The sequence below is a fragment of the Rhizobium ruizarguesonis genome (genome assembly GCF_012349115.1).
Taxonomy (GTDB): Bacteria; Pseudomonadota; Alphaproteobacteria; order Rhizobiales; family Rhizobiaceae; genus Rhizobium; species Rhizobium ruizarguesonis.
The window spans coordinates 14,843-35,343 of record NZ_PQIG01000082.1 but is presented as its reverse complement, the minus strand read 5'-3'; the positions used below and the strand labels follow the sequence as shown (position 1 = coordinate 35,343).

17 protein-coding genes are annotated in these 20,501 nt (G+C 63.4%); 14 read left to right on the top strand and 3 right to left on the bottom strand.

Going from position 1 to position 20,501, the window contains the following annotated elements; genetic code table 11:
• Positions 1-68 precede the first annotated feature (68 nt).
• Genes tssC through C3Y91_RS18905 form a run of 11 tightly spaced genes read left to right on the top strand, consistent with a single transcriptional unit; the run spans position 69 to position 15,392 of the window.
• Positions 69-1,457, top strand: a complete 1,389-nt coding sequence (gene tssC / locus C3Y91_RS18955) for a type VI secretion system contractile sheath large subunit (RefSeq protein ID WP_130665626.1) — start codon at positions 69-71, stop codon at positions 1,455-1,457.
• Complete coding sequence (locus C3Y91_RS18950; protein WP_130656471.1) at positions 1,454-2,284, top strand: type VI secretion system accessory protein TagJ; 831 nt, start codon at positions 1,454-1,456, stop codon at positions 2,282-2,284. Before tssC ends, C3Y91_RS18950 begins: the two co-directional genes overlap by 4 nt.
• Positions 2,277-2,786 carry a type VI secretion system baseplate subunit TssE gene (tssE, locus tag C3Y91_RS18945; RefSeq protein WP_130656470.1) on the top strand — a complete coding sequence of 170 codons (510 nt, stop codon included), beginning with the start codon at positions 2,277-2,279 and terminating at the stop codon, positions 2,784-2,786. The genes C3Y91_RS18950 and tssE overlap by 8 nt, the downstream gene beginning before the upstream one ends.
• Positions 2,779-4,560: a type VI secretion system baseplate subunit TssF gene (gene tssF, locus C3Y91_RS18940; RefSeq protein ID WP_130656469.1), complete on the top strand. Its 1,782-nt coding sequence runs from the start codon at positions 2,779-2,781 to the stop codon at positions 4,558-4,560. The genes tssE and tssF overlap by 8 nt, the downstream gene beginning before the upstream one ends.
• Before the next feature lie 20 nt (positions 4,561-4,580).
• Positions 4,581-5,582 (top strand): type VI secretion system baseplate subunit TssG, encoded by a 1,002-nt coding sequence (gene tssG / locus C3Y91_RS18935; RefSeq protein WP_130656468.1) that lies wholly within the window; start codon positions 4,581-4,583, stop codon positions 5,580-5,582.
• Between the two features lie 11 nt (positions 5,583-5,593).
• On the top strand, positions 5,594-6,778 hold the full coding sequence (locus tag C3Y91_RS18930) for a type VI secretion system-associated FHA domain protein (RefSeq protein WP_168575679.1): 1,185 nt from the start codon (positions 5,594-5,596) through the stop codon (positions 6,776-6,778).
• Positions 6,768-8,108 carry a type VI secretion system baseplate subunit TssK gene (gene tssK, locus C3Y91_RS18925; protein ID WP_130656466.1) on the top strand — a complete coding sequence of 447 codons (1,341 nt, stop codon included), beginning with the start codon at positions 6,768-6,770 and terminating at the stop codon, positions 8,106-8,108. The genes C3Y91_RS18930 and tssK overlap by 11 nt, the downstream gene beginning before the upstream one ends.
• On the top strand, positions 8,105-9,640 hold the full coding sequence (gene tssL / locus C3Y91_RS18920) for a type VI secretion system protein TssL, long form (RefSeq protein ID WP_168575678.1): 1,536 nt from the start codon (positions 8,105-8,107) through the stop codon (positions 9,638-9,640). The genes tssK and tssL overlap by 4 nt, the downstream gene beginning before the upstream one ends.
• Entirely contained in the window at positions 9,637-13,104 is a 3,468-nt protein-coding gene (tssM, locus tag C3Y91_RS18915) for a type VI secretion system membrane subunit TssM (RefSeq protein WP_168575677.1), read from the top strand. The genes tssL and tssM overlap by 4 nt, the downstream gene beginning before the upstream one ends.
• Before the next feature lie 10 nt (positions 13,105-13,114).
• Positions 13,115-14,488: a type VI secretion system-associated protein TagF gene (gene tagF / locus C3Y91_RS18910; protein WP_130665630.1), complete on the top strand. Its 1,374-nt coding sequence runs from the start codon at positions 13,115-13,117 to the stop codon at positions 14,486-14,488.
• Positions 14,478-15,392: a serine/threonine-protein kinase gene (locus C3Y91_RS18905; protein WP_130714241.1), complete on the top strand. Its 915-nt coding sequence runs from the start codon at positions 14,478-14,480 to the stop codon at positions 15,390-15,392. The genes tagF and C3Y91_RS18905 overlap by 11 nt, the downstream gene beginning before the upstream one ends.
• Here C3Y91_RS18905 and C3Y91_RS18900 read toward each other — a convergent pair.
• Positions 15,389-16,528, bottom strand: coding sequence for a polysaccharide biosynthesis/export family protein (locus tag C3Y91_RS18900; protein WP_130665632.1), 1,140 nt, complete (start codon positions 16,526-16,528; stop codon positions 15,389-15,391). The genes C3Y91_RS18905 and C3Y91_RS18900 overlap by 4 nt on opposite strands.
• A 276-nt stretch (positions 16,529-16,804) precedes the next feature.
• Here C3Y91_RS18900 and C3Y91_RS18895 point away from each other — a divergent pair, with 276 nt between their 5' ends.
• From C3Y91_RS18895 to cysE, 3 genes are all read left to right on the top strand, one after another.
• A complete protein-coding gene (locus tag C3Y91_RS18895; protein ID WP_130665762.1) occupies positions 16,805-17,164 on the top strand; it encodes a DUF488 domain-containing protein in 360 nt (119 codons plus the stop codon).
• Between the two features lie 228 nt (positions 17,165-17,392).
• Positions 17,393-18,346 carry a sulfonate ABC transporter substrate-binding protein gene (locus C3Y91_RS18890; protein WP_081274426.1) on the top strand — a complete coding sequence of 318 codons (954 nt, stop codon included), beginning with the start codon at positions 17,393-17,395 and terminating at the stop codon, positions 18,344-18,346.
• Between the two features lie 50 nt (positions 18,347-18,396).
• The gene (cysE, locus tag C3Y91_RS18885; RefSeq protein WP_018493616.1) at positions 18,397-19,245 is read left to right on the top strand and encodes a serine O-acetyltransferase; all 849 of its coding nucleotides are present in this window, start codon (positions 18,397-18,399) and stop codon (positions 19,243-19,245) included.
• Positions 19,246-19,353: 108 nt separating this feature from the next.
• On the opposite strand, the gene C3Y91_RS18880 is transcribed toward cysE, so the two are convergent.
• Both C3Y91_RS18880 and C3Y91_RS18875 read right to left on the bottom strand, forming a co-directional pair.
• Positions 19,354-19,650 (bottom strand): YciI family protein, encoded by a 297-nt coding sequence (locus C3Y91_RS18880; RefSeq protein ID WP_018071408.1) that lies wholly within the window; start codon positions 19,648-19,650, stop codon positions 19,354-19,356.
• The gene (locus tag C3Y91_RS18875; protein ID WP_130656459.1) at positions 19,647-20,495 is read right to left on the bottom strand and encodes a dioxygenase family protein; all 849 of its coding nucleotides are present in this window, start codon (positions 20,493-20,495) and stop codon (positions 19,647-19,649) included. The genes C3Y91_RS18880 and C3Y91_RS18875 overlap by 4 nt, the downstream gene beginning before the upstream one ends.
• Between the last annotated feature and the right edge of the window lie 6 nt (positions 20,496-20,501).

Here is a 20,501-nt window from a genome sequence, read left to right as displayed (position 1 = left end):
AGGTCCAAGCGCGGCGGGTTGCCGCCGCGCTTGGACCTTGCGTTCGAAACATTTGTGTCAGGTTGACGATGGGTTCCAGCACTGAATGGCGGCGCCGGGCGGATCAGCTGATTACGCTGATCGACGAAGCGCTGAACAAGCAAGTCAATGCCATCCTCCACCATCCCGATTTTCAGGCGATGGAGGCGAGATGGCGTGGCCTCGCCATGCTCGTGCGCGAGGCAAGCCGCTGCGGCGAGGTCAAGGTCAAGCTTCTCGGCGTCAGCTGGAGCGAGCTCACGCGGAGCATGGAGCGTGCCAGCGACTTCGACCAAAGCCACCTCTTCGAACTGATCTATAGCCGCGAGTTCGGCATGCCGGGCGGCGAACCCTTCGGTCTGCTGGTCGGCGACTATTATCTTTCTCCGGCCGATCCGGCCGGCGGCGATCCGGTCAGCACGCTGTCGCAGATCGGCATGGTGGCGGCGGCCGCCTTCTGCCCCTTCATCGCAGGCGCCTCACCGCTGGCGATCGGGCTTGAAGACTTTCACGAGCTGAATCGGGTCAACGACTTTTCCTGGCTTGCCAATGAGACGACCCGCATCCGCTGGAATGGTCTCCGCGCACGTGAGGATTCGCGTTTCCTCGGACTTGTCGCGCCGCGCATCCTGATGCGCTCGCCGCTCACGCCTCATGCACGCAATCGCAACGACGGCTTTCCCTTCCGTGAAAGCATTGCTAGCGACGGCAGTTCGCTTCTCTGGGGCAACGCCGCTTTCGCTTTTGCGACCGTCGTCATCCGAAATTTCATCGATTCCGGCTGGTTCGCGGATATCCGCGGCGTTACGCAGGATGCCATCGACGGCGGCCTGCTGAGCGCAACCGAGCTTCCACCTTATGATTTCGGCACCGAAAGCAACGGACTATCAGCCCAGGCGCCGGTGGAAGTCCATCTGACCAGCGGCCAGCAGCAGCAGTTCTGCGAGCTCGGCATCATCCCTGCCGCGACTACCTATCTCTCCTCTTCGGCGATTTTCAATTCCAACCAGTCGCTGCATGCGCCGCCGCACTATTCCAACGAACATGCGCGCCAGAACGCCCGCCTCGCCGCCATGCTGCAATATGTGCTCTGCGCGTCGCGCTTCTCGCATTATCTCAAGGTCATCATGCGCGACGAAATCGGCCAGCTTGCCGATGCGATCTCGATCGAGCGGAAGCTGGCGGACTGGCTGACCGCCTATACGCTCGGCAACGACGACGCCGACATCGCGCTGCGTACTCGCTTTCCCCTGCGCTCGGCCGGCATCGGCGTCGCCGAGATTCCGGGCAAGCCCGGCAGCTTCTCCTGCACGGTCCGGCTGCAGCCGCATTTCCAGCTCGATGACGTTGCCACGAGCTTCCATCTCATCGCCGAGACCGCGACCACGGGCCAGATCCTGAGCCGCCCCGTTGCCATACCCGAGAGGATGTCCGCATGACGCTTTCCGCCAGCATCGCCCAATCGCTCAGCGACAACGCCCTCGATGACGCGATCGAGCAGGTCAAGGCGCATCTGAAGGTCAAGCCCTCGGATCAGGAGGCGCGGCATCTCTATATCGATCTCCTCGTGCTTGCCGGTGACTACCAGCGGGCGGACAATCAGTGCAGCCTTGCTGCCACCCTCTCTCCCGACGCGACGATGGGCTTCGCCTTGCTGCGCAACGAGCTTCGGGCGATGGCGGCGCGCGACGCCTGGTTCGAAAGCAGCGCCCTGCCGGAATTTCCGCAGGGGCCGAGCGAACTCGACAAGCTCGCCGTCCGCCTCGGCATCGCCCATCGCGACGACAACGCGGATGAGGCGAGGACCACGCTCGATGCGCTCGAGAAGCTGAGGGGCGAACGTCCGCTGATCTGGAACGGCAAGGCGGTGTCCGATTTCCGCGACCTCGACGACCGCACGCCGCATGCTCTCGAAGTCATCATGACCGGTGGCGGCTATCTCTGGATCGATTTTTCCAAGATCGCAGCGCTCTCGATAGAGCCGATTGCCCGTCCGCGCGATCTGGCCTTCCGCCGCGCCGAGCTCTCCCTGATCGATGGCGCAGCCGCGTCGGTGCTTCTGCCGGCGATCTATCATGGCACCGGCAAGGATGCGACGCTCAGGCTTGGCCGCGAGACCGAATGGATCGAGGAACCCACCGGCATCACCACCGGCCGTGGCCAGCGCTGCTACCTCGCCGGCGACGAGTTGGTTTCCTTCCATGACACCCAAAGTCTGGAGATCGTGCCGGCAACGGCTGCCGGCAGGCAGGTTGCGCATGGTTGATCCCCTTGAACGCTACCGGCTGCGCGACCGCGTCCTCGCCCGCTCGATCCTCGACAGGTTGATCGACGAGGCTCCGGATCGCACCGTCGATCCGCCGATGAGCTTCGTCGACCAGGTCCGCGACGTCAGGGAGGCGATCCGCCGCGATCTCGAAGCGCTGCTCAACACGCGGCGCTGCCCGACGACGCCGCCGGCAGCACTTTCCGAACTCAGGGACGCCCTGGTGAGCTATGGCGTCGACGGAATCGTCTCGGCAAATCTGATGACCGACCAGGCCAAGCTCAAGCTTGCGCAAGCGATCGAGCGGCGGATTGCGCTTTTCGAAACGCGGCTGTCCGATGTGCGGGTGACGATCCTCAAGAGCCGGACGATGACCGAACGGGCGTTGCGCATGCGCATCCAGGCGACCTTCCGCCTGCATGAAGGCATGCCGCCGATCAGCTTCGAGTCGACCATCGATCCCTCGACCCAGCGCTTCCTCGTGGAGGCGGCGCATGGCTGAAGGTTTCCTGCACCGTTACAATGAGGAATTGCTGGCGCTCCGCCGCCGGGCCGCGCGCTTTGCCGATGCCTTCCCGAAGATCGCCGGCCGGCTGCGCATGACCGGCGACGTCGCCGACGACCCGCATGTGGAACGCCTGATCCAGAGTTTTGCCTATTCGGCCGCCCGCGTCCGCCAGAAGCTGGACGACGAGTTTCCCGAGCTCACCGACGGCCTGCTCGAAACGCTCTATCCCCATTATCTGGCGCCGCTGCCCTCGATGAGCATCGTCAAGTTCCGCCCAGCCGACACGCTCGCCTCTGTCCAGATCGTGCCGCGCCATACGGAAGTCCTGGCCGAGCCGGTGAGAGGCGAAGCTTGCCGCTTCCGCACCACGCAGGAAGTCGAGATCGCGCCGATCGAAATCACCGGTGCTGAACTTTCCGGCCAGCCGATCAATGCGCCGCTTTCGCCCTATGCCGGCGTTGCCGGTTGCCTGAGGCTGTCCATCCGCTCTCTCGATGCCCGAAAGCCGCTTGGCGGCCTTGGCATGAGCCGGCTGCGCCTGCACATTCCATCCCCCTGGCAGCAGGCGGTGGCGATCTACGAACTGCTTGCCAATCACACGCTCGGCATCGCACTTGCCAAACATGCGGACGACCGTTCGCCGGTCTTCCTGCCGGCGGGCAATCTCAAACCGGTCGGCTTCGAACCTGAAGAGGCCATGCTGCCCTATCCGGCGCCGAGCTTCATCGGCTACCGGCTGCTGACCGAATTTTTCGCTCTGCCGCGGAAGTTTCTTTTTCTCGACGTCGAAGGGCTCGACGCCTGGCGGGGGGAGACGCTGGAGCTCTTCGTCTACCTCGGGGAAAGCGACGCCAAGCTCGAACGCGCAGTCTCGGTCCGCGACTTCGCACTCAATGCGACGCCCGTCGTCAATCTCTTCCGCCAGGTCTGCGAGCCGATTGCCATCGACGGCACTCGTACCGAATACCGTCTCCTGCCGGATGCACGGCGCCAGAAGACCCGCGAGATCTATTCGATCGACCGCGTTCTGCTGACCGGATCACGCGGGCAGGAGGAATTCTGCCAGCCCTTCTTCGGACGGTCGCAGCGGGCAGGCACGAGCGCGACCTACTGGCAGGCCTATCGCCGTTTCGACGAAGACGACCGAACCAGCGACATGGACATCGCCTTCGTCGACAGGCAGCGACGCTCCATGGGTCCCGTCGATGCGGTCGCAAGCGTCGATACGCTCTGCCTCAACCGCGACCTGCCGGAACAGCTTCCCTTCGGCGGCGGCCATCCTTTTCTGCAGCTCGCCTCCGGCCATGAGGCGGTCGCCAGCGTTGAAGCCCTGATCCCGCCGACGCCGTCGGTCAGGATGAACGATCAGGAAGGGCGGAACTGGCGGCTGATGTCGCATCTCATTCTCAACCACCTGTCGCTCTTCGACAATGACGGTGCTGCGCTGAAGGATATCCTGTCGCTCTACGCTTTCCGGGACAGCCCCGAGACCAAACAATTCGTCGATGCGCTCGTCCGGATCAAGGCGGGCAATTCGACCGCCCGTCTCGGCAGCGGCGGCATGGTGCCCGGCACCGAGATCGCGCTTGAATTCGATCCGGCCGCCATTGACCGGCCCTCGGCCTTCCTGTTCGGAAGCGTGCTCGACCGCTTCTTCAGTCTCTACACCTCGGTCAACAGCTTCACCCGGCTCACCATCGGGATGAAGGGCCAATCGAAGCCGATCGCCCGGTGGCCGGCACGCGCCGCCGAACGCCCGCTTCTCTAAGGAAGGATCGCTATTAAACCATGGATCTCCCCGTCGCCCGCAAGCCAGACGCCCTTGCCGATCTACTCGAACGCGACCCCGGCCGCTTCGAGCCGGTGACGGCCTTTCGCGTCGCACAGGCTTCGGTGGGAGAAGGACGGCTTGATGTCGCCTCGCATGTCGGCGTCTCGCCGGCGCCTCTTGCCGTCAGCGGATACAAGCGCAAGGGCGGCGGCGCCGTCGTCCGCAGTGCGCTTGCCGGTCTCGTCGGGGTGCTCGGCTCGATGCCGTCGGCCTACAACGACCTCGTCATGCGCGAGGAACGCAACAGGTCGCGGGCGCTGGCGGGCTTCTTCGACCTGTTTAGCGCGCGGATGGCGGAACTCTTCGCTGACGCCTGCGAGAAATACCGCATCGCCCGGCGGCTGCGCTGGGGCGGAACATGGGCAAACAACGCCTTCGTCACCACGCTCCTGTCGCTGACCGGCTTCGGCACCAAGCGTCTCGTCGAAAAGAGCGGCGTCGACGAGGAACTGATCCTGCGTTTCTCGGGCTTCTTTGCCGCGCGCAACCGCAATGCCGTCAATCTCCGGGCCATGCTCTGCGAATTCAGTGGCCTGCCGGTGGAGATCGAATTGTTCCGCGGCCGCTGGCTGACCATCCCGGTCGAGGAGCGCAGCCGCATGGGCCAGCCCCAGGGCGTCCAGCTTGGCGTCAATGCGACGGCAGGTGCGGCGATCCACGATTTCAGCGGCGGCTTTCGCATCGTCATCGGTCCACTCGGTTATGCCGACTACCTCTCGCTCGCGCCGGGCGCCCGCGCCATCACCGAGCTCTTCGCCCTGACGCGGCTCTATGTCGGTGCGGCGCTCGAATTCGACATACAGGCGATCCTGAAGAAGGAGGACGTTCCCTTCTGCCAGCTCGGACAGGCGGGCGATCCGCCGCGGCTTGGCTGGAACAGTTGGGCGAGGGTCGCGCCGGCTGTAAGCGACAGCGGCGATGCAGTGATCGTCGAGCGCCTGTCGGTTCAGGCGCGGTGAGGAGACGAGGAATGCGGCTTGAACTGAAAGAGATCACCAGTGACGCGACGGCGCCAGCAGGCCAGTCGAAATGGTTCTTCGAACGTGGCCGGCGAACGCTCGGCCGGGCACCGGATTGCGACTGGCGGCTGCCGGAGGATCGGCGCTCCGTTTCGAAGCTCCATTGCATCATCGAGCGCGACCGCGAAGGCTTCCTGCTGCGCGACCAGAGCGCAAACGGCTCCCGGGTCGATGGCGTCGCCGTGCATGACGGCCAGATCGTGCGGCTTTCCGACAGGTCGCGACTGGAGATGGGCGGGCTTGCCTTTTCCGTCCACATATCAGGCGAGAAAGACCGCGAGATTGAGGATCCCGATGCCGGTCTCATGCTGAGTGACGAACCGCTGACCATTTCCGCCATCCTGGCCGATATCGCTCCGGGCGGTCGCACTGCAAACGGTATCCTTGGCGAACGTGCCAGCGATGACTGGGCTTTTCCCGAAACGGGCGGCAAGAAAACAACCGCCTCATCCCGCGATGTCGAGATCGGCTGGAGCGGCCCTCCGGAGATCCGCTCAGTCACCCAGCTTCTGCCGGAGGACTGGAATTCGGAAGAGACCGAATATGGCAGCCACCTGGAACATGGTTCCGCCACCCATGTCTCCGCGCCCATCGTTCAGCGCCGGCCGGCACCGGTGATCGAGATCGTCAACGACAACGATCCGGAGGCCGAGGAGTTTCCGGCGCTGACGATCGGCCGGCCCGAAGACTTGGCCGATCGCCTGGAGCCGCTGCTTACCCGGCTCGAAGAGGCTGTCCAGAATAGCTACGCCGTTTTCGAGCTGAATGCGCCGTCCGCCGCCAGCGAGCCGGATTTCCTGGCCGGCGGCAGGGAGGAAGCGCTTCTTTCCCGCATCGAAGCCCTGCTCGGGCAACAGCTCAAGCTCAATTCCGCGCTTGAGGCTCTCGTTCAGGCGGCGGGCCGGCTGGAGCCGCGCATGCTGGAGGCGCGGGTCGAGACGGGCGCCTGGCGCCTGCCCTGGGGCAGAGACCAGGCCTACTGGCGCGCCTTCCGGGCACAATTCGAACAGGACGGCAAGAGCCGGTCAATCCAGGACGTTTTCCGCCACGCAATGACGAGGGCGGTGAACGGCACGCAGGCAGGGCCTCGTCCGCAAGACGGGCAGGAAGGAAAAGACGCGCATCATGAGGAATGAAAACCGGGTGGCCTGGAGCGAAGGCATGTTCCTTCGCGTGCAGCATTTTCAGCAGGCGGACCGCTGGACCGAGCGGCTCGTGCGCACGGCGACGCACGGCCTGTCGCCCTATCCCTGGGGGGTGGCGGAGATCGGCATCGACCGCGGCGCACTGGCGATCGGCCAATTCGCGCTGTCGAACCTGCGCGGCGTATTGCCGGACGGAACGCCGTTCGAAGCCCCTGTTGATACCGACCTGCCGCCACCGCTCGATCTCGACGAGAACACCAAGAATGCGGTCGTCTATCTCGCACTTCCCTCCCGTCAGCCGGGCAAGGCCGATGTGGCGCTGAACGGCGGTGCTTCGCGCAATAGCGTCCGGCTCATCGCTTCGCCCTATGAAGCGCCGGATGCCAATGTCGAGACCGATTTCATGGCGCCGATCGATGTCGGCCGTCTCAGCCTGCGTTATCTCAGGACCGGCGATGAACTCGCCGGCTACGAGCTCATCGGACTTGCCCGCATCATCGAGGTGCGTTCCGACAGGGCCGTGATCCTCGATCCGGATTATATCGTGCCGAGCCTCAACTGTACGGCTGCTGCACGGCTCGGCGAGCTGATCACCGAGCTGCTCGGCATCGTGCGCCACCGTGCGGAGGCGATCGCCGAACGGATCGGTGATCCCACCATTCGAGGAACGGCAGAAGTCGGCGACTACCTGCTCTTACAGATGCTCAACCGCGCGGATCCGATGCTGAAACACATTTCGGCGAACGCGACGCGGCTCCACCCCATCACCTTTTACGAGATCTGCATCCAGCTTGCCGGCGAGCTCGCCACCTTCACGACCGATCGCAAACGTGCCAGCGACTTCCCGCCTTACCGCCACGACGACCTCAAGGCGACGTTCGCGGCCGTCTTCGACGATCTGCGCGCCTCGCTGTCATCCGTGCTCGAACAGGCAGCCGTGGCGATCGAGCTCGCCGAACGCCGGCATGGCGTCAGGATCGGCACGATCAACGACCGTTCGCTGCTGAGAGATGCCGGCTTCGTGCTGGCGGTCCGGGCCGAGATGCCGGCCGAAGACGTGCGCCGCAAGCTGCCGGCGCAGATCAAGATCGGCCCGGTTGAGCGCATCGCCGACCTCGTCAACGTCGCGCTGCCGGGCATCCCCGTCCGGCCGCTGCCGGTGCTGCCACGCCAGCTCCCCTATCGCTCCGGCACCATCTACTTCGAACTCGACACCAAGAACCCGCTTTGGAAACAACTCGACACTTCGGGCGCCATCGCCGTGCACCTCGCCGGCGATTTTCCCGGGCTCGAAATAGAACTGTGGGCCCTTAGAGAATGAAGACCGAACCCGCCTCCACCTGGCAGAACCTGCCGACCATCGTCGAACTCACCGAGGACGGCACTCGGAAAAAGCAATCCGCCCGCAAGATGGCGGAGATGCTGGATGACGTCCTCGACTTTCCCGAAAGCGAGGGCGGAAAGACGCCGGCGGGATCGCGTCCGAAGGGCGCAGTGTCCGTCGAAACGCTCGTCCGGGATTTTCGCTTCGGAGCCGAAGACGTGCCGACCCTGGTGCGCTCGGCCGCACCCCTCCTCAACCTTGCTCATGGCCTGCGCTACACGGAAGAACAGCCTGATATCGACGAACTGCGCCAGGTGGCGATCGAGGCCGTCGGCCGCTACGAACGCGATCTGGCGAGCGCCCGCATCAGCCCCGAACGCGCACGTGCCGCCCATTACGTCGTCTGCGCGACGGTCGACGATGTCGTGCTCAGCAAGGCCTGGGGCGTTCGTGCCGGCTGGGCCCGTTCGGGTCTCGTCTCCACCTTCCATATGGACGTGACCGGCGGCGAACGGGTGTTCGACCTGCTCGACCATTTCCACCAGAGCCCCGGCGCCAACAAGGACCTGCTTCTCCTCATCTATCTCTGCCTGTCGCTTGCCTTCGAGGGCCGCACCCGCGTTTCACCGCGTGGCGGGCTGGAGCTCGGCCGCATCCGCGACGGCCTTTACAAAACGCTGCTTGGCCAGTACGGCGTCTTCGAACGAGAGCTTTCTCCCCACTGGAAGGGCGTTTCGGCCCGGCATCAGCCGTTGCGCACCGCGGCCGCGATCTGGACGCTTCTTTCCCTTCTGACGCTGATCCTGGCGCTCGGCTACCTCTTCTTCACGCTTTCGCTCAATCGCGCCTCCGACGGAACGTTCGAGCGGCTTGCCAGGCTGCCGCCGCGCGATATGCCGAGCGTACTGGTCAAGGTTCCGGAGCCTCCCCGGCAGCCGCCGCCTGTTGTCGTCGCCGAAACGCCCCCACCGCCCCCACCGCCGCAGCAAGTGAAACCACCGAGCCGGCTCGACAATCTGCTCGCCTTCCTCCAGCCGGAGGTCGAGAAGAAGCTCGTCACACTCTCGGATTCGAATGGCAGGCTGCTGGTGCGGATCAGCAATTCCGGCCTGTTTGCCACCGGCAGCGCGGAGGTCAGCCAGAAATTCCACGATCTCCTCCAGCGGATCGGCGGTGCGTTGGCCGCGGAGAACTTCCGCGCCGTGGTGGTGGGTTATACCGACAATGTGCCGATCCGCACTGTGCAGTTCCCCTCCAACTGGCATCTTTCCGAAGCCCGCGCCAAGGCGGTCGGCGAAATACTCAGTTCATTCACCGGGCCGGGTGCGATCCTTACCGAGGGGCGTGCCGACACCGACCCGATCACCGCCAACGATACGCCGGAGGGCCGGGAGATGAACCGCCGCACCGAGATCCTGGTCCTGACCGATCCGAGCGAGCGGCTGAACGATGCGGGTTTGACGACGCCGCGTCAGGCCGAAATGCCGGATGAACCGACGGCGCCCGCCGCAGGAGGTGGTTCGCGATGAACCCGCTCAGTTATTTCTATACGCTCCGCTCCTATGTGGAGGCCTATGCCGGCCTCATCGGCCGCCGCTTCATCTCGATCATCTGGGTGGCGGCAATCTGTGTCGTCATCTGGTTCTACGGCTATCTCGCCGCCTATGGCGACTTCAAGCCGCTGGCGAGCGCCAGCGCGCGGCTGACGCTGATCGGCATCATCCTCGCAGTCTGGCTCGCCTATCTCGTCTTCACGACCATCCGCGACCGCCGCCGCGACAAGCAGCTCGTCGATGGTATCGAGCGGGACGCGGAGGCCGAAGCCGCGGCCAGCCAGCAGGCCGAGGTCGGCGAGATCCACGGTCGGCTCAAGGAAGCGCTGCAGCTGCTCCGCCGCATCACCAAGAAGCGCTTCGGCTATATCTACGAGCTGCCGTGGTACGTCATCTTCGGCGCGCCGGGTTCCGGCAAGACGACGGCGCTCACCAATTCCGGCCTCAAATTCCCGCTCGGCGATGCGCTCGGCAGCAATTCGGTGCAGGGGATCGGCGGTACGCGCAACTGCAACTGGTGGTTCACCGACGAGGCCATCCTCATCGATACGGCCGGCCGCTACACGACGCAGGACGATCTGAACGGCACCGCCAAGGCCGGCTGGGAGGGATTCCTCGGCCTGCTGCGCAAGTACCGGCGTTCCCAGCCGATCAACGGCGCGCTGGTGACGCTGTCGATCGGCGATCTGCTGACGCGGGATCCGGAGGCGCAGCGCGAGGAAATCCGGGCGATCCGCCAGCGGCTTTCCGAACTCGATGAACTCCTGCATGCGCGTGTGCCGGTCTATCTGCTGCTGACCAAGACCGATCTGCTGACCGGCTTCGTGGAGTTTTTCGACGGCTTCAACAAAAGCGACCGCGAACAGGTCTGGGGCACGACGTTCGGCCTCGACGAGAGCTACAAGGCGGCAAATTTGCCGGAACGCTTCATCGAGGAATTCACCCTGCTGCAGCAACGCGTCGATACCATGCTGATCGAACGCCTGCAGCAGGAGCCCAATCCCGAATTGCGCGGCCGCATCTTCCGTTTCCCGGCCGAGCTCAACTCTTTGAAGGAGCGTCTGCACGAGGTCGTCACCGAGCTTTGCTCGGGTTCGAAGCTGGTGGAGGCGCCGCTGCTGCGCGGCATTTATTTCGCCTCCAGCACCCAGCGGGAGGAGACGGTCACCGTCCCCCGCATGCGGCGCAGCTATTTCCTCTCGCGCCTCTTCAAGGAGGTGATCTTCGGCGAGGCCTCGCTGGTCGCCCGCGACAAGCGGCTTTCGGGGCGGCAGCTGCTCTTCCGCCGCGCGGCCTATGCGAGCGCGGTCCTGCTGCTTGCCGTGGTGCTGACGAGCTGGACGGCCACCTACATCCAGAACACAACGGCGCTGGCCGGCGCGGAAAGACGCATCGACGCCTACGAACAACTGGTGCGCGGCGTGCCGGTTCGCGACGTTTCGGATGCGGATTTCCTGCGCATCCTGCCAGCGCTCGACAATCTCGCCGCCGTCACCACCGACTTCTCGAAGACCCGCATCTGGCCGATAAGCCTCGGCCTCGACCAGGAAGGCAAGGTCGCCAGCCGGCAGCGCGAGGCCTATCAGCGGGCGCTGAACACGCCGCGCATGCTGGTGCAGCTCCAGAAGGACATGACCGAGACCACCGACGTCACCCGAACCTTCGACGCGTTGAAGCTCTACGGCATGCTCGGCGGCCTCGGCCCGGTGAATGCGGACTTTGCCGCGCTGGAAGCAGAAGAGATGTTCACGAGACTCTATCCAGACGAAGGCAGGGCCGCGGCCCGGCAGGCGCTGATTGACCATGCCGATGTCATGGCGCGCGGCGCGCTGCCACCGATCGAGCTCGACAAGGCGCTGATCGCCAAGACGCGCGCGGTCATCCACTCGCAGAACATCGCCAACCGCGCCTATGACATCCTGGCGGAATATCGCGCGTCCCGCGCGCTTGCCGCCTGGAGCCCGGCAGGCGCGCTGGGTCCGCTTGGCGAACAGGCTTTCGAGCGGAAATCGAAGGCGCCGCTCAACGAAGGCATTCCCGGCCTCTTCTCCGCGACCGGCTATCGCACCGCCGTTCTGCCCGGGATCACCGACGCCGCGCGCGACGCGCTCGACGAGCAATGGGTCCGCGGCGATCCCAATCCCGCCGGCGTCACGGTCGACACGATCGCCCAGGCGACGCTGCAGCTCTACTTCGACGCTTTCGAGCAGCGCTGGTCGACGATCCTCACCGATATCAGGGTGAAGCCTTCCCAGACGATTAGCGATGCGGCGGAAACCACCCGCGTCCTGGGGAGCGAGCCCGGTCCGGTCGAGACGATCACCAAATCGATCGTTGCTGCCACCGATCTGCGCACGCCCGGGGCGGAAATCGCCTCGGCCGCTGGCGACAACCTTCCCGCCTCGACCACGGCGCTTGCGAGTGCGGCGAATGCGCCCGATCCCTTCGGCCGTCTGCGCGAAGCGCTGAAGGCGCCGGCCGGCCAATCGTCGCCTGCCGACGAGCCGAAGGATGCGCCGCGATCGGAGATCGGGCAGCTCGAACCGATCCTGCAGAGGGTCCAGGAGCAGCTTTCGCGCGCCACGACGTCGACCGCCGAAGTTGCGAAAGTCTTCGACGTCGACAGCCAGCTCACCGACGCCAACCAGGACCTGCTGCAGCAGGCCCGCAAGCTGCCGGCGCCTGTCGATACCTGGATGGCGGGGCTGGCTGCGGATGTCGGATCGCTGGCGGTCAAATCCGCCCGTTCGCGCATCAGCGGCGCCTGGGCCGCCGAAGGCGCGGGCTTCTGCTCGAATGTCGTCGCCGGTCGTTATCCCTTCGACCGGAAATCTCCGCGCGACGTGGCGATGAGCGATTTCATCAGGCTTTTCGGACCGGAGGGGCTGTTCAAGACCTTCTTCAAGGAAAAGCTCGAAGCCTTCGTCGACACCAGCGCCTCGCCATGGGGCTGGAAGGGCACGTTCGGCGCAGCGAGCATCCCGAGTGCGGCGATTGCCCAGTTCGAGAATGCCGACAAGATCAACCGCGCCTTCTTCCCGGCCGGCAGCGAGAACCCGTCGATTTCAATCAACGTCAAGCCGGTATCGCTGACCGAGGCGGCCAGCGCCGTGATGCTGGAGATCGAGGGCGAACGCGTGGTCTATTTCCACGGGCCCATCCAATCGAAATCGATCACCTGGCCGTCGACGGACGCCAGCAGCGTTTCGCGCCTCGCCTTCCAGCCGGGCGGCTGGCAGCAGGCCCTGACGGAGAACGGCGACTGGTCGCCCTTCCGGCTCTTCGACGATGCCGATCTCGCCATACAGGGCGACGACCTCTTCCGGGCAAAGTTCCAGCAGAACGGCCAGGCGGCGGAGTTCGACGTGCAGTTCGGTTCGGTACTCAATCCATTCCGGCTGGAGGCGCTCGGCGCCTTCTCATGTCCGGCACAATTCTGACCGGTCTGATATGAACGAGCGCGCCACCCTGGACCGAAGCCCGACCGAAGCCGACAGGATCGGCTTCTTCGGCAAGTTGCCGAGCCACGGCGATTTCGTTTCGATGGGACTGGGCCGCACCCTGCAGGCGTCGCTCGACGCCTGGCTGCAGTCGGGGCTGCAAGCGGCGCAGCGGGAACTCGGCGGGGATTGGGAACGCCGATTTCGCATGATGCCGGCATGGCGTTTTATCGTCGAACGCGGTCTTTGGGGATCGGCCACCATAGCCGGCGTTCTACTTCCGAGCCTCGACCGCGTCGGGCGCAGTTTTCCGCTCGTTATCGCCGCCCAGCTTCACGGCTTTGCCGAGCATCCGCGTCAGCTCTACCTCGACGACACCTGGTTCACGGCTGCCGAAGCGATCGGCGAAAGCTCGGCCAAGCGGGATTTCGACATCAATCATTTCACCGCGAGCCTGAAGCGGCTGCGGACCCTGCGCCCGGCCGACCTGGCGGAAAACGAGACGCTCCAGGACAATGCTTCCGGCCGCGGCACGCTCTGGTGGCGGATCAGCCCCGAGGATCGACGAGCCAAGGGGTTTCGTGTCGGCGGCGCCCCGGACCCTGAGGATTTTCCGAAGCTGCTGCACGACAATTCCCCTGCGGCTTCGGCACGGCCGCAACCCGAAACGGCCGAGACGCCGCGCCCTGTTGTCGTCGAACCGCATCATCCTCTGGTGATCCGCCACAGCCATGCCACGCATCCCGGCACACGGCTGAGCGTCAACGCCGATGCGCTGCTCGTTTCGGAAACGCCCTCGCTCTTTGCCGTCGCCGATGGTGTCGGCGAAGGCAACGCAGCTGCCGAAGTCGGCAAGATCGCCGTTCACATGCTGGCTGAGACCGGCGACCAGCAGTCGATCGAAGCTCTGGTGCAGGACATCAAAGGCAAGCTCGGCCGAGCCCACGGCCTGCTTCAGTCGGCCTATCTCTCCTCAGATCGCGAGCCGTCGGTCGCGAGCATTGTCGTGCTGGCCACGCTTGATGAGAGCTGCGCTCTGCTCTGGGTCGGTGACGCCCGCTGCTATCTTCTGCGGGACGGCATGATGCGCTGCCTCACGCGCGACCATGTGGAGATCGGCCTGCGGCGCACGCTTTCGCGCGCCATCGGCATGCGCGGACATCTCATCCCCGAAGTCCGTTCCGGCGGATTGCAGGCCGGCGACAGGCTGCTGCTCTGCAGCGCGCCGCTGCCGAGCGCCGTCCCCGAGCGGAGCATCGCCGAAATCCTCCTTTCCGCAAAAATCGAAAACGCGGCCGATATCCTCGTCCAGGAGGGGCTGATTGCCAATTGCCGCGAAAACCTCAGCGCGGTCGTGATCGATGTGAAGACCGATGACAGATGATCATCCTGCGGATTTCGAAGAGATCGCCCGACGTTTTTCGCATCTCTGGCAGGCGTTGAATCACGGTTCACCCGAGACCCGGCAAATCCTGGTAGACCGCGTCCGGGACGCGCTCGATCGAGGCGAGGCCCGGCTCCGCGACGCGGATTGCGAGATCGTCGCCAACAGCTTCATGCTCGAGGCGCTGATCCATGACGGCGCGGCCACCCAGGTCTTTCGCGCCCGCCATCGCGATCTTGGAACGTTTCATGCCATCAAGCTGCCGCGGCCTGACCAGACCGACGATCCCGTGCTCAGGAAACTGATGCTGCGCGAGGCGGAAATCGGCATGGGGCTCCGCCATCCCCGCATTGTCGCGACCCAGACCGTTCTGCGCCTTGCCGATGGGCGTCCTGCCCTGGTCATGGAATGGATCGGCAGCCGCCTAGCGAGGCTTTTGCACGAACGGCCATTATCCCTCGGCGAGATCACTTTAGTGATGACCTCGGTGCTTTCAGGCCTGGAGGCCATCCATGCCGGCGGTTTCGTGCATTGTGACCTGTCGCCGTCCAACCTTCTCGCCGACGGCGACCTCTCCCGCTTGAAGATCGCCGATTTCGGCATCGCGCTTGAGCGCGGATGCCGGCACGGTCAATTCGATCTTGCCTTTGCCGGCCAGCCGGATTTCGCATCTCCTGAACAGATGGCCGGTCAACCGCTCGACGAACGATCCGATCTCTACGCAGCCGGGTGTCTTCTGTCCTTGCTGCTTAGCCATTGCGACGAGGAGAGCGATGGATCCGAAGCCCTGAAGGTACTGGCGAACCGCCTGTCCCAACAGGCCCCGCGGGACAGGCCCGAAAATGCAAGAGCCGCCTTGCATCTGCTCGGCGGCTCCGCAAAATCTTCTGCTGTCGATGCTTAATTGCCGCTCGACCCCGGGATCGGTGCTGCGGCCGTCGGCACGCTTTTCTGGTACACGTTGAAGAGCTTGGCAAAATCCACCAGGCTGGCGTTGCTGGCGTAGATGATATCCCCATCCATCATCTGGAACCGCTGCATCAGCGCGAGATTGGAAACGTCCTTCAGATTGACGCGGTAGATCACCGGCTTGGTGCTCACCACAGCCGGTACGGGGGTCTTGGCATTTGCGGCCGCAACCTGCGTATAGACCGGCTGGTTGCGCAGCACATAGAAATTGCGCGCATCGGCACGATCGTCGAGCAGGCCTCCGGCTCGCCCGAGCGCCTGGGCAAGCGTCAGCCTGCCCGGCTCGAATTCGAACTCGCCGACACTCTTGAAGGCGCCGAAAGCGGTGAAGGTCGGTGCATCCTTGTCGATATAGATCTGGTCGTCGGGCAGCAGGTAGACATTCTGCTTGTTGTCATCGATGACGCGCTGAAGCGGCACGGTCGCACGCTGCTTGCCGCGCATCAGCGTGACGGTCGCCGAGCCGGGGGCAGAGGATGCGCCGCCGGCGAGTGCTACCGCATCAAGCACACGCTCCTTGCGTGCGGTGAGCGGGAAGCGACCGGCGGAACGTACGTCGCCATTGACGGTGATACCGCTGGAGGGCCTGTCGACCACGGTGACGACAGCCTGCGGATTGACCGCCGACCCCTTCAAGCCGGTGACGATGCGCGTCTGCAGCGCCTCGGTCGAGGAGTCCACAACCCGCTGCTTGCCGACGAAGGGAAGGGTCACGTTGCCCGTGGAATCGACGGTGAAGCGACCGAGGTTGAGGGTCTTGCTCTGGGTCGAGGAGAAAAGGCCTTCTTCGCCGGTGTCGAGGATCGTCACCTCGATCACATCGCCGCGCCGCAGCCTCGTATCGGCAAATCCGCTCGAGCGCATGAGGCTGAGCCCGGGATCGGTGGCCGCATAGGCAAGCGGAGTGACCGTAACCGGCCTCATCGGCGCTTCCGAGAGCCTGACGACCGGAATCCGCTCGTTAGTCTGAGGGGCGGTGGCGTTGTAGAAACCACCGGCGGTTGGGCCATCCGAAGGCCGAGCGCATGCGGTGAGAACTGCGACAAGGACGAGCGGCGCCAACTTTCGCATCAGGTATCCTTTTGGCAATATTGGGAGAATCGAAAAATATCAGCGGTGAACGACCGAGCAATACCAGTTGCGCGGGAAAAATCAATTATGACAGTCCGGAGGTAGGCGAGTGTGGCTAATCGGCAACCATATTGCCTAAATCGGGCGCGGCGGATGCCTGTTTGAAGAGGTTCTGGCACCTGTTCAAGCTGCTCCCTGGGAGCTCCAGCCTGGAACCAAAACCTTGTCACGCGTATTCGGTCGAGAATGGCTTTCGACCTTATGGCGGGTGAGCAAATGGCCTTGAACATCAAACGAATCTACGAGCCGAAAGACGATAAGGACGGCATGCGCATCCTGGTCGACAGGCTATGGCCTCGCGGGTTGAACAAACAGGATGCAGCAGTCGATATCTGGTTGAAGGATATCGCGCCAAGCCCGACGCTACGCCGTTGGTTCGGCCACGACCCCGCCAAATGGACAGAGTTCCAGCGCCGCTATCGGGACGAGTTGGAAAAGAACCCATCGACCGTCGAGGAACTGAAACGCCAGATTGGGCAATCGGACGCGACGCTTCTCTACGCTGCGAAAGACCTGCACCACAATCACGCTATCGTTCTTCAGCACTTCGTCGGCGAAGACTCGCGAGCACCGTGAATATCGCCAGACTGCAGCCGATGGTGGAAAAGCTCTGCTCAATCCTCAATCTCCTGAAACGCGGAAACGACGTGCGTCGGGAACTGAATCACCAGGCGCAGTTCTTTTTGCTCGCTGCCGGGACAGAACAAAAAAGCGAATCCCGGAGAAGCGGGCTCAGGAGTACGTATAATCTAGTAAAAATGTAGAGACACTTTAATTTGGCGTCGTCTTATTCCGGAGGGTATGATGAAGATCACAAGACGCGCTTTCACTGCACTGGTCGCAGGTGCCATCGCGACACCTTTGACGCATGTTCGACCGGCTGGCGCGGCTGACAAGGTCGTGCGTATCGGCTACCAGAAATATGGAACTCTGGTGCTTCTCAAGGGCAAAGGCTTGCTGGAGAAGAAGCTTAAATCCATCGACTACACGGTTGAATGGACCGAATTTCCGGGCGGCCCCCAGCTCCTCGAGGCCCTGAACGCTGGTGCTGTCGATTTCGGATCGACCGGCGAAACGCCACCGATCTTCGCCCAGGCCGCGAACGCTCCGCTTGTCTATATCGCACATGAGCCGCCCGCCCCGCGCGGCGAAGCCATATTGGTCCCTAGGGATAGTCCCATAAAATCGGTCGCAGAGCTGAAGGGCAAGAAGGTCGCCTTCAACAAGGGCTCGAACGTGCATTACCTGCTCGTTAAGGCGCTCGAAGAAGCCGGCTTGACCTATGAGGACGTGGAGCCATCCTTCCTCGCCCCAGCCGACGGCCGCGCAGCTTTCGAAAAGGGCGCGGTGGATGCATGGGTCATCTGGGATCCCTTCCAGGCTGCTGCGGAAGTGGCGATCGAAGCGAGAGAGCTCAGAAACGGCGAGGGCATCGTTCCCAATCACCAGTTCTATCTCGGCACGAGTGCGCTGGTTGACGGCCACGCCCAGGCGATCGATGTCTTGATCGACGCCATTTCCGAGATCGACGAATGGACCAAGTCCGACACCGCGGCTGCGGCTGCAGAGCTATCACCGTCGGTCGGCATCCCCGAACCTGTCCTCGTCAAGGCGCTCGAACGTCAGTCCTATGGGATCAAGAGCCTGGATGACTCCGTCGTCGCGCAGCAGCAGAGCATCGCCGACACCTTTTTCAAACTCAAGCTCATTCCCAAGGAGGTGACGATTGCGGACGTTGTCCGCAAGGGCAAGGCGTAGCGCTCATCGACATGGAAGACGCGGATGTCCGCCTGTAGAAGGAAGGTAGCATGACGGTTCCACTGGTCAGCTTAAGCAATCTGTCGACCGAGCCATCCCCCTCGCCTCAGGTTGCCGCGATATGGGCGGCTCTTTGCGCGGAGGCCGTCAATGCTTCCGCCAAGGATGCAGCACTCACGCGCGCCATGAATTCAGCAGTGCTTTATCATGCGAGTTTCGCCCAGGCACTCGCTCAGCGGGTCGCGATCAAACTGGCCAATCACGATCTCGACCATGACGAGCTGCTGGCGGTGATTGCGCAGGCGTTCGTCGGCAATCGCAATATTGTCGCCGATGCCGCCGCCGACCTGACAGCGATCAAGGCACGTGATCCGTCGAACACGGAAATCCTGACGCCATTCCTTTATTTCAAGGGCTTTGTGGCTTTGCAGGGACAACGGGTCGCCCACTGGCTTTGGCATCATGACCGGCTCCACTTGGCGCGCCACATCCAGAGCCGAATTTCTGAGGTTTTCGGCGTCGACATTCATCCCGCCGCGAAGATGGGAAAGAGCATCATGCTCGACCATGGGAGCGGCCTGGTGATCGGCGAGACGGCGGTCGTCGAAGACGACGTATCCATACTTCAGAATGTCACATTGGGAGGGACGGGCAAGGAGGCCGGCGACCGGCACCCCAAGGTACGGCGCGGCGCTCTTATCGGAGCCGGAGCCAAGATTCTCGGCAACATCGAAATTGGCGTCGGCGCCAAGGTGGGTGCAGGCAGCGTGGTCATAAATGCTGTTGCAGATTACACATCGGTCGCCGGCATTCCGGCGAGGCAGGTGGGCAAGCGCCACTTCAACCTCCCGGGCATCACGATGGACCAAACCTTGTCCGAACCGGAGTATACGATCTAAGACGTGGGTATGCTTGTCCTGGATATCACCCTTGCAGCGCCGGTCGCGCCAAGCTTTCCGACAGCGCATCCTGCTGGCTCTGATCAGTACCGACGGTCAAAACGCGGATCAGAGCCCCTCTAGAAGAAGCCCCAAAGTGGGCCGCCATTCGAATAGATCGATGCTACGGTAGACACCGGAGCGGACGAAGGGATCTGCTGCGCTGAACGCCTCGAACTCGGCGAGCGTTTCGACCTCGGCGATCACGACGGCGGTCGAACCCTTGCCCTCTGCCGGCGGCGCAGAAGGTCCGGAAAGCAAGATGCGGATCGCCGCGCCATGCAGATAGGCCTTGTGCTCCTCGAGCAATCGGGAACGTTCGCCAGCCTTGCCGGGGTCGGATACCGCATAGCGGGCAACGATCATTGTCTATTCTCCACTGGCGTCAGCACGAAATCGAAATCGGAGCGCCAGACCGTCGCACGATCGACACGCTCGAAAGGCGCGACCAGGCTCCTTTTCACACCAAACACCGTATCGGATTCCAGATAGGGATCGTCGCCGACAAAAGTGTGGGTTACGAGCTTCTGATAGCCTGAAGCCTTGATTAGGTAATGGGTATGGGCAGGACGGTAGGGATGGCGACCGAGGGACGTCAGCATCTGGCCGACCGGGCCATCATCCGGGATCGGATAGGAAACCGGCTTTATGCCGACGAAACTATAGGTGCCATCTGCGCCGGTGACGAAGATGCCCCGGTTGTTCCACTTCGGCTGGATATCCGGTTGCTGGACGTCGTAGAAGCCATCGGAATTATCCGACCATACATCGATCCGGGCTCTCTCGATCGGATTGCCGTTGAGATCCAGCACGCGCCCGATGAAGAGACAGCTCTCACCCTTGCCGTCGAGCGAGATGTTTTCACCCATCTGCCGTACGGGCGCCCCTTCGACATGGAACGGTCCAAACACGGTATTTTCCGTAGCGCCTGGCGGGCGCCGGTTGTTGATCGCATCCACCAGCATCGACAAACCCAGCGTATCGCTGAGCAGGATGAACTCCTGTCGCTCGTCATGACAGAGATGGCCGGTTCGGGTCAGGAAGCCGATGGCCAGCTCCCATTCCTCCTGGGTCAGGCTGATATCCTTGGCAAAGGCATGCAGGTGCTTGACAAGCGACGCCATGATTTCGGCCAGGCGTGGATTAATGTCCTGCCCCATCCGCGAGTTGACGGCTTCGGCGGATCTCTCTTCGCTGAAATATTCAGGCACGTGGCC